At 39.5% G+C, this 12,978-nt stretch carries 9 protein-coding genes; 2 read left to right on the plus strand and 7 right to left on the minus strand.

All coding sequences use genetic code 11. From position 1 onward, the window contains the following. Positions 1–12: 12 nt before the first annotated feature. The 5 genes from yicI to xylA all read right to left on the minus strand — a co-directional run bounded on the left by yicI (position 13) and on the right by xylA (position 7,921). Positions 13–2,298 (minus strand): alpha-xylosidase, encoded by a 2,286-nt coding sequence (gene yicI, locus ABH902_RS09155; RefSeq protein ID WP_404590415.1) that lies wholly within the window; start codon positions 2,296–2,298, stop codon positions 13–15. A 1,231-nt stretch (positions 2,299–3,529) separates the two neighbouring features. Beyond that, complete coding sequence (locus ABH902_RS09160; protein WP_404590416.1) at positions 3,530–4,354, minus strand: carbohydrate ABC transporter permease; 825 nt, start codon at positions 4,352–4,354, stop codon at positions 3,530–3,532. Beyond that, entirely contained in the window at positions 4,351–5,214 is an 864-nt protein-coding gene (locus tag ABH902_RS09165) for a carbohydrate ABC transporter permease (RefSeq protein ID WP_404590417.1), read from the minus strand. The genes ABH902_RS09160 and ABH902_RS09165 overlap by 4 nt, the downstream gene beginning before the upstream one ends. Positions 5,215–5,310: 96 nt before the next feature. Further along, complete coding sequence (locus tag ABH902_RS09170; RefSeq protein ID WP_404590418.1) at positions 5,311–6,594, minus strand: ABC transporter substrate-binding protein; 1,284 nt, start codon at positions 6,592–6,594, stop codon at positions 5,311–5,313. Positions 6,595–6,613: 19 nt separating this feature from the next. After that, positions 6,614–7,921: a xylose isomerase gene (gene xylA, locus ABH902_RS09175; RefSeq protein ID WP_404590419.1), complete on the minus strand. Its 1,308-nt coding sequence runs from the start codon at positions 7,919–7,921 to the stop codon at positions 6,614–6,616. A gap of 134 nt (positions 7,922–8,055) precedes the next feature. Between xylA and ABH902_RS09180 the strand changes: the two genes are divergently transcribed. Together ABH902_RS09180 and ABH902_RS09185 are read left to right on the plus strand one after the other, a co-directional pair. Next, complete coding sequence (locus ABH902_RS09180; protein ID WP_404590420.1) at positions 8,056–9,204, plus strand: ROK family protein; 1,149 nt, start codon at positions 8,056–8,058, stop codon at positions 9,202–9,204. A gap of 407 nt (positions 9,205–9,611) precedes the next feature. After that, entirely contained in the window at positions 9,612–10,136 is a 525-nt protein-coding gene (locus tag ABH902_RS09185; RefSeq protein WP_404590421.1) for a LysM peptidoglycan-binding domain-containing protein, read from the plus strand. 95 nt (positions 10,137–10,231) lie between these two features. Here ABH902_RS09185 and ABH902_RS09190 read toward each other — a convergent pair whose 3' ends face one another. Further along, positions 10,232–11,758, minus strand: a complete 1,527-nt coding sequence (locus tag ABH902_RS09190; protein ID WP_404590422.1) for a bifunctional metallophosphatase/5'-nucleotidase — start codon at positions 11,756–11,758, stop codon at positions 10,232–10,234. A gap of 16 nt (positions 11,759–11,774) precedes the next feature. Further along, positions 11,775–12,971: a metallophosphoesterase gene (locus ABH902_RS09195; protein WP_404590423.1), complete on the minus strand. Its 1,197-nt coding sequence runs from the start codon at positions 12,969–12,971 to the stop codon at positions 11,775–11,777. Between the last annotated feature and the right edge of the window lie 7 nt (positions 12,972–12,978).

The raw sequence follows: 12,978 nt of genomic DNA on the forward strand, positions 1-12,978 counted from the left end.
TTGCCTCCAGTTTTATTCCGTGTCGAGTTCGAGCTCTTGAACAGCTTGTTCCAGCGCATACTCACTCACGCGATCATTTTCGTGGATGTAGACGCTATTTTCTCCGACCAATCCTTCGGTACGAATCACCACATGTCTATTATCCTTCTCTATTATAATCTTAGCAAGCACTTTTCCACTAGTATTTACAATTGATTGCTCATGGACACCGTCGCTCAGCTGATAACAATGAATAGCAAGATCTTTATTGTATTCGTACACAACACTTTGGTGCGTACTTTTAGCCATAGGCAGAATCGTATTTTCCTTGACCCAAACCGGCAGACTCAAGTAATCATGAGTTTCTGTTTGCCATTGACCATTGCGCTCCACCGCCTTAAAGGACTGATCCAGCAGCTGCGTCCACTTGCCTTCTGGTAAATAGTACGATACTTCTCCTGTTTCGGTAAAAATCGGCGCTACTAATAGCTGCTCTCCTAAGAAATATTGCTTATCAATAAAATAGCTGTTGCGGTCATCGGGATATTCCATGAATAATGGTCGCATCATCGGTACACCTGAATTAGCCGTATACACTGCCTGACTGTATAGATAAGGCATTAATTGAACTTTTAATTGGGTAAATTTCTTCGTGACAGCCACTGCTTCCTCGTCATAATTCCATGGTACCCGATATTCAATATTGCCGTGATAGCGACTGTGGGTCGACAATAAGCCGAATTGGGTCCAGCGCTTGTAAAGATCAGCGGACGCATTTTCTTCAAAGCCGCCGATGTCATGACTCCAAAAGCCAAAGCCGGATAACAGGAAGGACAAACCACCTCTTAAGGTTTCTGTCATGGAAACATATTCTGATAAATTATCGCCGCCCCAATGAACCGGGAATTTTTGTGAGCCGACGGTACCGGAACGTGCAAAGACGACAGCTTCATTTTTACCACGTTTTTCTTCCAGCAATGAAAAGACGGCTTTATTGTATAAGTAACTATAATAATTGTGTGCTTTTTGCGGGTCAGAGCCGTCAAAATAAACGGCATCTGTCGGAATCCGTTCACCAAAATCGGTTTTGAAGCTGTCTACACCCATATCCAGCAGCTCGGATAAATACCCTTGATACCATTTCACAGCTTCCGGATTGGTAAAATCTACGATTCCTTGTCCGGCCTGCCACAGATCCCATTGCCAAACATTGCCGTCGGCTTGCTTTAAGAAGTAGCCATTTTTGCGTCCTTCTTCAAATAAAGGCGATTTTTGACCAATATAAGGATTAATCCAAACACAAACCTTGATGCCCTTCTCATGAATGCGCTGCAGCATGCCTTTAGGATCCGGAAATAATTCTTCATCCCACTTAAAGTTGCACCATTCAAATGCTTTCATCCAAAAACAATCGAAATGGAAAACCTCTAACGGAATGTCGCGCTCCTGCATGCCGTCAATAAACTTCATCACTGTTTCTTCACTATAATCCGTTGTAAATGATGTTGACAGCCACAGGCCAAACGACCAAGCCGGCGGCAATGCTGGTTTACCTGTTAAGTTTGTATATTTTTCTAAAATATCTTTGGGGGTTGGTCCATAAATAATGATATATTCCAATGCCTCTCCTTCCACACTAAACTGTGCTCGTGAGACATTTTCAGAGGCCAGCTCAAAAGAAACTTTTTCAGGATGATTGACAAACACACCATAGCCATTGCTGCTTAGGTAAAAAGGGATATTTTTATACGCCTGCTCACTACCGGTACCACCATCTTCGTTCCAGCTATCTACAGTTTGACCATTTTTTATAAAGGGCGTGAATCGTTCCCCCAGCCCGTAAAGCTGTTCATCAATACCCAATGAAAGCTGTTCCCGCATATAATGCTTACCGCTGACATGTGTAATTTCTCCCTGCGCACCAAATTTTGATTCCGTCAGCAATTGATCTGCACCAAAGAAGCGCAGATGAAACTTATCCTTCAAGGCGGCGGTTACCCGCAGCTCTCCCGAAGTAAACGAAAGCTGTTCATCACTTGCTTCAATTACCGGCTGAACGTTAGTCGTTGTTAACTCAAAATTCGGCCCCGGATTATTTTTTTCATGGTGAACAATCCGCACAGAAATCATATCTGCCTGCGGACTGCTCAACGTAATCGTACTCATCCCTAAATTCAACGTATCTCCACGCCGCTCAATCTTCTTATACGGCGCATACAACACGACAGAATCCTGATTTTTATCAATCGCAAAAACCTCTTTAGGCGACTGTACAGTAAAACCCTCCCGTGTCATCCAATAACCATCAGTAAACTTCATAACTTCCTCCTTACTATAAAAGCGGAATGAGCCGCTTAGCCTTGACAGGAAAATAGGAAAAATCGATTGTGGCGCTTTTTGCCACAAACTATTTTTATCTTTTTCCCGAAAGGCTGGCTCATGCAGCTGGATAACTTAAAAGCGGAACAGGCTTGCCCAGCTCTTCGAAAAGGTTCAACACTTTCTACGAAAGTCTTGTACTGTTCATCATCAACTCATTTCTTTCGTTGGGATTCTCAGCAAAATAGGAAATTGAGACTAAGGCGCTTTTTGCCTTATTCGCAATTTATCTTTTTTCTGAAGAGCTAGCCTGTGTAGCTAGATAACTATAAAAGCGAAACAAATCGTTTAATCTTGTAGAAAATTAGGAAATTGACATTGAAACGCTTTTTGTTTTACTGGCAATTTATCTATTTTCCTAAAGATTGATTTGTGCAGCTAGATAACTATAAAAGCGGAATGAGCCGCTTAGCCTTGTAGAAAAAGGTTCAACACTTTCTACGAAAGTCTTGTACTGTTCATCATCAGCTCAATTTCATTTCACTGTGATTCTCAGCAAATAGGAAAAATCGATTGTGGCGCTTTTTGCCACAAACTATTTTTATCTTTTTCCCGAAAGGCTGGCTCATGCAGCTGGATAATAATAATGTTCAACACTTTCTATGAAAGTCTTGTACTGTTCATCATCAGTTCAATTTCATTTCACTGTGATTCTCAGCAAAAGCGAAACAAATCGTTTAATCTTGTAGAAAATTAGGAAATTGACTTTGAAACGCTTTTTGTTTCACTGGCAATTTATCTATTTTCCTAAAGATTGATTTGTGCAGCTAGATAACTATAAAAGCGGAATGAGCCGCTTAGCCTTGTAGAAAAAGGTTCAACACTTTCTATGAAAGTCTTGTACTGTTCATCATCAGCTCAATTCATTTCACTGTGATTCTCAGCAAGTCTTGTACTGTTCATCATCAGTTCAATTTCATCTCACTGTGATTCTCAGCAAGTCTTGTACCGTTCATCATCAGCTCAATTTCTTTCACTGTGATTCTCAGCAAGTCTTATACCGTTCATCATCAGTTCATTTCTTTCGTTGTGATTCTCAGCAAGTCTTATACCGTTCATCATCAGTTCAATTTCATTTCACTGTGATTCACAGCCACTCATTTCTTCCCCTATGTTTCCCAACGTTATACAGCTTTTTCCACAAAAATCATATACTGTCACATCAGCTTTTCTACTTCACCGCGCCATCTGAAATTCCTTTGATAATATATTTCTGCAAAAAGATATACAAAATAATAATTGGAATAATCGCGATAAACAGTGCTGCTAAGGCTAAATGCCATTGTTTTGAATATTGTCCAAAGAAATAGAACATCTTCAACGGGATCGTGTACATACCTTCTTTGTTAATCACCAATGAAGGCAATAGATAGTCATTCCAGAACCAAATGGCATTCAACACAATCACGGTCACCGTAGTCGGTTTTAATAATGGCAAAATAATATACCAGTAAATCTGAAATTTTGACGCGCCGTCAATCGTTGCTGCTTCGTCTAACGACTGCGGGATGCTTCTTAAGGCACCAAAATACAGGAAAATCGCCATACTACTGGCCAAGCCCAAATACATAATTACCAATCCTGGACGATTAAGCATGTTGGCCTTTCCAAAAAACGAAACCAACGGAATCATAATTGCCTGAAATGGAATCAATAACCCAATCGCAATCACAAAATACAATGAATTGCTCAATTTACTTTTATTCCGAGACAAGGCATAAGCGGCCATTGAGGTACAAACGACAATCACAAACAACGAAACACCTGTAATAATAATTGAATTCAAAGCACTTCTGAAAAAGTCCAGCTTTTCAAACGCTACCGGATAATTTTCAGTCGTAAAATTCTGTGGAACATTCAATGTATTTTTGAAAATTTCAGACTTCGTTTTAAACGAATTGACAATAATCAAATAAAACGGGTACAGCCACAATAATGTCAGCAAAATACCGCTAAGCTTGATCCAGAGTGCTTTTCTTTTTTTCTGCTTTCTCATAGGTCAACCTCCCGCTTCCTGGTAATGCTGATTTGAACAACCGAAATAACGGCGATAATAACCAAAAAGACGACTGCTTTTGCTTGTGCATAGCCCATATTACGGACAGCAAATGCTTCATTGACAATATTCATCGCAACCATCTGGGTCGAATCAAACGGTCCGCCAGCAGTTAAAGCCAGATTTTGATCGTATATTTTGAAGGCGTTTGACAAGGTCAGAAATAAGCTGACCGTAAATGCGGGTGCCAGCATAGGAAATTTGATTTTCCAAAACGTTTGCCAACTCGTTGCTCCGTCAATTTCCGCCGCTTCGATCATTTCATCCGGAATATTATTGATAAAAGAAATATAAATAATCATGATATAGCCGCTCATCTGCCAAACAAATAAAATCACCAAGCCCCAAAAGCCAGTATTAGTCGTCGATAACCAGCCTTTGAAAAACTCAATTCCCGTGGCATCGCCAATAGCAGAAAAGGCTTTAATAAAAATAAATTGCCAGATAAACCCTAAAATAATCCCGCCAATCAAATTCGGCATAAAGAAAACCGTCCGAAACAGGTTATTTAATTTATCCGCTTTTTGAGTAACGAGCAGAGCCAAGCCTAAGCCGATCACATTTACCAACAGAATGGCAACAACTGAAAATTTCGTGGTAAACCAAATACTGCTTAGAAAACGTTCATCCTGAAAAGCCCGCAAATAATTGTCCAAGCCTAAAAATTGCTCTACTTTAATACCGTTCCAGTCTGTCATAGAATAATAAACGCCGGTAATTAAAGGGACAAACAACACCACTGCCATACCGATTAAACTAGGCGCTAAAAACAACCAAAAAGACTTTGATTTATTGCTCACAACGATTTCCCTCCCTAAATGATAAGAGGCTGCAGCAGAAGCCTTTTACAGCTTCTGCCTTCCCCGTTACCGAAACTTGATTAACCTAAAGAGCCTTTATTTTCGATCTGCAGCCCACGCTTCTTTGCCTTTGGTCATCACTTCATCCCAGCTAATATCGCCATTCAAATATTTTTGAAATTCTGGATAAAATTGTGTTTGTGAGTAGCCGTCAGGGTATTGATTGTGCGCCCATGGTACAACCTTTCCTTCAGATAAATAATCGAAAATTTGTTTAGAAGTCGGATCACTAATGGCATCCGATGAGAAGTTTGTATATGCCGGAATAAATTCCATTTCATCCGTTACCACCTTCATCGCTTCTTTATCCGTGTAGAGCCATTCCAAGAAATCTTTACTTGCTTTGACAACTTTTTCATCTTTGTTTTTGTTTACGCCCCAGTACCAAGAAGGACCTGCCGCAATTTTACCTTCTGTGTCGCTTTTTACGAACAAGGGTAAAATACCCATTTTTTCTTTGGCAAATTCAGGATCTAAGCTGTTCAAGGTTGGGACAATCCAATTTCCTTGGTGGACGATCGCCACTTGATCATTGGCAAAATCTTCCTCTACAGAAGTACTATAATCTAGGGATAAGATCGGTTGAACATTATATTTATTGATCAAGTCCGTATATTTTTTGAATTGATCACTGTATTTAAAATCAATCGTTTTCGCATCATAGATTTTTTGTAGACTGTCATCGAATTCAGGTGAAGTAAAATGCGCACTGTACTGGCTTACTACCCAAAATTCTTTCGCACTAAAACCAAAAACCGCTTTCATTTCCAAGCTGTCTTTTTTGCTGTCCAAGGTTTTAACTGCCTTTTCAAAATCTTGATAGGATTTGATTTCATCAACATCAATTCCTGCTTTTTTGAATAAATCTTTATTAATTAAAAAGCCGAAGCCTTCAATATTCATTGGTAAACCGTAAACCTTGCCATCTTTTGTCGCACCATCCAATGTGCCTGCGATTGCATTTTTTGCAAGCTTGGTATCGGTTAAATCCGCTAAGCTGTCGCCCCATTTTTCAACATCAGCTAAACCGCCCAATAAGAAAACGCTTGGTTCATCGCCGGAAGAAAATTTTGACTGCAAAGCCGCATTCGCATCTTGACCGCCGCCGACTGTAGTGACGTTGATCTTGACGCCATCATGGGTTTCTTCATATTTTTTCGCCAATTCATCCAGCTGATCCTTTGTTTCCACCTTAATATTGAACACATCAACGGTTGTTGTGTCCTTTGAACTGGAACTACTGGCGCTGCCGCATGCCCCCAACATTAACCCTACTGCTGCTAAGACTGTTGCCGAAAGAATAAGTTTACTACGTTTCATTTCTCTCTCTCCTTCTAAATTAGACTAAATAGTCGTTCAAACGCGATTTTACATACTCCAAGTGACTAGATTCTAACTGAATATCATCGTGCGACATCGCATAATCCGTAAGCGTCTCCAAATTTTCCTGACCATCAATAATTTTGGCACCGATGCCGGTCCGATAAGAAGCATACCGTTCTTTTTTTAATTGATCAAAGAATTGATCTTCCTTCAATTTAGCAGCAGCCTTCAAGCCTCTGGCAAAGGTGTCCATTCCAGCAATATGCGCCAGCAGTAAATCCTCCATTTCAAAGGAAGAACGGCGAACCTTGGAATCAAAATTAATACCACCGGGAGCAATCCCGCCATTTTCTAAAATTTCATACATCGCCAGTGTTGTATCATAAATATTCGTGGGGAATTCATCCGTATCCCAGCCTAAAAGCATATCCCCTTGGTTGGCATCAATGGAACCAAGTGCCTCATAACAGCGAGCTACCGTCAATTCATGCTCAAAGGTATGACCAGCTAAAGTCGCGTGATTCGCTTCTAAATTCAGCTTGAAGTGCTTCGTTAAGTCATATTTCTGTAAAAAGGCCATGGCTGTAGCAGCATCAAAGTCATATTGATGTTTCGTTGGCTCTTTTGGTTTAGGTTCAATTAAGAACTGTACCTGATGATCGATTTTTTCTGTATAGGCAACCGCCATTTTAAATAAGCGGGCAATATTGTCTTGCTCTAATTTCATATCGGTGTTTAATAAGGATTCGTAGCCTTCACGACCGCCCCAAAAAACATAATTTTTACCGCCCAGCTTTTTACTAATATCCAAGCCTTTTTTGACTTGTGCCGCCGCATAAGCAAAGACATCTGCATTATTGGAAGAAGCTGCTCCGTTGGTAAAGCGCGGATGAGAGAACATATTCGCAGTATTCCACAGTAGCTTAATTCCAGTTGCTTCCATTTTCGCTTTGATCAGGTCAGTAATTTCATCTATATTTGCGAAGAATTCTTCTAATGAATTCCCAACCGGTGCAATATCTACATCATGAAAACAAAAATACTCTACGTCCAGTTTTACCAATAATTCAAAAAAAGCCTCCACACGATTTTTCGCTGTTTCCATAGGATCACTAGTTTCCCAAGTTCTAAGATTAACCGGTTGTCCAAATGGATCAGAACCATCTTGTGTCATTGTATGCCAGTAAGCAACCGCAAAGCGTAAATGCGCTTTCATTTCTTTTCCTAAAATCAGCTCATCCGGGTTGTAATGACGAAAGGCAAACATATTCTTTGTTTCAGGACCTTCATATGCAACTTTTTCTACCTGTGGAAAATAATTCATCTAAATTCCTCCCAAAAATATCTTGCTTCTAGTTAGTTAGTAAGTTAAACTAACTTACATAAAGAATATAAATCATTGTAATTATCTTGTCAAGCGCTTTCAAAAAAATTATTATTAAGAAAGAGGTGGTTAATTTGTTTATAAACAAATATAAAATCAGGGAGCAGAATGAATCGCTCATTTTAAAAGGAATCATCGACCATAAAAATATTTCCCGTGCCGAGCTTGCGGCGTTAACCGGTTTAAATAAAGCCTCCGTTTCTTCTATTACGAAAACCTTATTAGAGGATGGATTGATTTTTGAAACGGGTATCGGTACTGCCAGCACCCAAGGCGGTCGTAAGCCCATTCTGCTTCAATTTAATCCGAAGGCTGCGCTTATTCTATCGTTTGATATCGGGATTGATTACATAAAGGGCCGTTTAGCCTATTTAGACGGTGAAGAGGTTCTTTCTATTCAGAAAAAACGGATTGTGGTTTCAGCAAAAACAGTGCTGCCTTTACTTCAAGCAAGTATTGAACAATTAGAGCCGCCGACCGATGTGTTAATTGTGGGTATGTGTGTCGCGATTCATGGCGTCGTAAATGAAAACAACATTGTTTTTACCCCTTATTACGATTTGGATACGCTTGACCTTTATGACGTATTGTCTGAGCAATATGATTTTCCTGTTTTTATTGAAAACGAAGCGAATCTAGCTTCTCTCGGCGAATATGTCTTTTCTTTGGAGTCGAACACCTTAGTCAGTTTAAGTATTCACAGCGGAATTGGTGCTGGCATCGTGGACTGTGGAACGCTGCAAAAAGGACAGTACGGCGAAGCTGGTGAAATCGGCCATTCGATTTTGTATCCGAATGGCAAAAAATGTCCTTGTGGCAATCATGGTTGTCTGGAGCAGTATGCGTCAAATTCTGTTCTTTATGAAACCTTAGCTAAAACAAAGGGATTGGAGTTTGTTGACTCTAGCGTAGTTCAAAAATTAGTCGCCGCCAACGATCCGAATACCTTGCAGGCACTTGCTGAAAACGCGTTTTTACTAAGTGTAGGCATCAATAACATTATTACGATTTATGATCCGGAGGTTGTGGTGATTAACAGTTCCGTTTACCGCAATAATCCAACGTTGCTTCATATGATTAGAGAACATTTGACCAGTCGTTTTGCCAGAAATGTCCAAATTCAAAACAGTCGCTTAGGCAGTCAGGCTACTTTGTACGGCGGTATTGCTTTGTGCTGCCAGAATTTTTTAAATATTCAAGAATTGAAAATGCGTGAAATATAACGGATTGCTCGTTGAAAAACAATGGAAAAAGCTTCAGAAATCTCTTTTTGACTTCTGGAGTTTTTTGGTAAGCAAAAAAGAACCTATGTATATAAGAAAAGTCTTTGTATTTTTCTATTAGTTAAATTAAAAAATCATAGACTTTTTTTATAATAACTAAAAACGAATTTCGCTTAATACTACAAAAACTGAATGTTTTTTGGTGATATAAGATTTTTTTCTGTTAATAAAGAACTAATTTTTATGTTTGATGTTTTTTTATTTCATATTTTACTAAAATTAGAAAACGCTATCAGCCAAACGATTTTTTCCGCACTTTGAGTGTCTTTGAACAATATGATATACTATTAGTACTTTGTTTTCTAAAGGTTTTAAGCTTAATTTTTAAAGAAAGGAGTGAAAATAATTTGGAAGAAGAACACTCAAGACGTAAACAGAAACGTCCTGCACCACCTTCGAAATTCCCTACAAAAACTGTTATTTTATTATTATTGTTGAACACAATGGTCTTATGCTTATTATTATTTTTAAGTTTTCAGGCCAATGCAAAACAGGAGGATAAATTAAGCAGTATAGAAAAGCAAGTTACTTTACTGGATCAAAATTTAGATAAGCAAATCGTTCCAACTCCAGCCTCTACACAGCCTAGCAGCTCAGTACAGGAAGGAACATCCGAAACGATGCAGACAACAGAAAGCTTGGCTAATGACGATCTTTCAATTTCGAGTGATTCACAACAACAAACCATTGAAACAACGCCAACTTCTTCTTCAGAACAAGAAGTAAATACACCGTCAACCTATATCGTTCAATCTGGAGATACTCTTTCAGGTATTGCAGAGAAAAATCAAATTTCGTTAGAAGATTTGATGGCAAGAAACAATTTGACTGATACGACCGTTTGGATTGGTCAAGAATTGGCTATCAAATAATACTGTTGTTCACTACATATCTTATTAAATAAAAAATAAGTAAGTTATCGCGTTATTTTTGCAATAGCTTACTTATTTTTTTTATTATTTCTTTGTTATTTACAAGAAGCACTAATCTGATAATCCAAGCGTTGAGGTATGCTCAGGTTCTCTTGATCCTTTAAATAGTCAATAAGCATTGCAACAATTTCCTGACTACCTTCTTTCAGCACAGGACATTCCTGATAAGTAGGAAAACCGCCGCCACCGCTGGCACGATAATCACTCAATGCTAGCGTAAATTCATCCGTATCAGCTACCGGCTGCTGTTGATAGCTTAAAGCTGTTACTCGCTGGCCGGGCGGTTGGCAAAGATCCACAGCATAGGAAATTCCCAAGAAAAAATCATAATGATAATGCTCCACCTTAGGATATAAAAAATGCGGTGAAATAATGATTTCGTTTTGCTCATTTAAAGCAAAGTAATCTGTATTTTTGTCAATTACCTGCTTTAATTGTGCGCCTGTAATTTTCAGTGTAATCAGCTGATTCGTATAAGGATACGTGGCAATCACGTCCCGCATCGTTACGTTCTGATGGAAGCCCGGCGATGTGTTCGCCAATGATACCACTGTCAGCTGCGCTTGACTAGCCTTCAATTGAGCGGCACCTACAAGCTCTACCACAGGACTACCCTTTAAAGCCATTGTACGTTTATCCTCCGCCAACGCAGCAGTTTCCAGACGACCAATCGATTGATCCAGCCAATGTTGAACTTTGGTTTCTAATGGCTGCAGCTCTGCAAGTAAAGCCGAATCCGGCTGCTGATCTGCCCGTCCGATTTCAGCTGCAATCGTTAACCCATCCGCTACTTTTTCTATAGAAAGTTCAAAATACGTTAACGCCATATTGGAGGGTTGAACAATATAGGTGCCGTGTAATTCCTGTCCTTCAATTAATAAGTGCTGGTGACCGGTTAACAACACGTCAAAATCCAGCTCTTCACAAATTTTATAGGCAATATTTTCACTAGTTTTTGATAAAACTTTCCCTGTTTTTACATCTTTTTCAAAACCACCGTGATAAAGACAAATACTTACATCCACCTGCGGTTTTAATTCAGCTAACGCTTGCTTGGCTGCTTCAAAAGGATCTGCAATCAGGATATCTTCAATATGCTCGGCTTTTTCCCAGACATTAATATAATCGGTCACAACACCGACAATGCCGACTTTCATCCCATTTTCCAGTGTTTTAATCGTCGCTGGAAATTTTTTGGCGCCGTTTTTTCGATCTAAAATATTTTCGCAAAGACAGGTCGCATCAAGTGCCTGCAAATAATCATATAAATAATCTGTCCCGAAATTCACATCATGGTTGCCCAGTGTGACGAAATCGTACCCGGCCTTATTCAAAACAGTCGCTTGTGGAAATCCGACTTCACGATGCGCTTCACAGTAAGTCGCCAACGCAGAGCCCTGCAGCATATCGCCGCCGTCAATAATTAACGTATTGCCGTCTTTTTGAAAGCTGGGAATGCATTTTAAAAGGCCTAGATTTTTTTCATCAGTATCTGCATAATTCGTCGGAAATAAATAACCGTGAACGTCAGAGGTATAATAAATTTTCAGTTGCTGCTTCATAAGAAAATCCACTCCTTTATTTCATTTCCTGTTGACTGATCAGCGCCAAGTATTCATCAAACACATTAAAAATATAATTGGTTTCTAAACGATAGGCAGGAAACAGCGCTTTTAAATTGGTTGTAATCCGATAATCCGATTGCTGAGGAACAAGCTGTCCATCCACAAGCTGAATACCGCTGATTGTCTGTGTTTTAAGAATAGCTTTTATCTCTTCACTGGAAACATGATAGGTTGACAACATATAAGGCGGTGTAAAGCTGGCTAAAAAGTCAGCCACTGTTGCCCCTTTTAATGCCAATGCATAAAAGGTTCCCGGTACTTTTCGGGCAACATATTCTTCAAAATGCGACAGATCCACCTTAGTCTGCAGCCATTGCTCAAAGGCTGTCGGATCAGATAAAGAAATAGCCGTAGCGTTTTCTGTTTCTATTAACGCTGCTTGTCTTTCTTGCAATCGATCAGTAAAACGAAAGGTCAGCTGTCCAATAACATTCGCTCGATAGCCCGGCTGAACAAAAGCCGTTTCCTTTAAAATCCCCGCATTTTGTCGATGCTGATGACCACAAATCAAGCCGTCAATAAACGGAACTTCATCTATAATCCGATAGGCTTGATCCTCGCCTGTATCATATTGTGTAGGACTACCGTCAATCATATTACGCTCAATGCCGCCATGATAGCTGATGATCACTAAATCAGCTTGTTCCCGCACGATAGGAACCCATTTTTTTAGGGTTTCGATCACATCCATAAATTTTAAATTCTTGATTTTTTCATAATCGGCAATCTGCGGCATAGCACTTGTAATCACGCCGATGATGCCAACTTTTACCGAGTTGCGCTCAAGAATTGTATACGGCTCAAAAACAAGCTGATCGGTCATATCCAGTACATTTGCGCAAAGATATTTCCCCTTAAAAGCAGCGACCTGACGCTTTAAAAAAGGCAGGCCATAATCAAAATCATGATTTCCCGGTACCATCACATCAAAGCCAAGCTCATTCGCTAAGTCTGTCAGTGGTGAAATTTTTTGCGTGGTATTAAAAAAAGTAGTCTCAGGACTACCCACAAAAAAATCACCGTTATCAATTAAAATGGGTTCATGAAATTGATCGGCAACAGCAGAAAGAGCGTCAATGCCGCCCTTTTCCCCTGCTGCTGTCAAAAAGCCATGAACATCTGTTGTACTTAAGATCGTTAATTCGTTCATTTTTTTG

The organism is Enterococcus sp. UD-01, assembly GCF_044909655.1.
Classification (GTDB): Bacteria; Bacillota; Bacilli; order Lactobacillales; family Enterococcaceae; genus Enterococcus_L.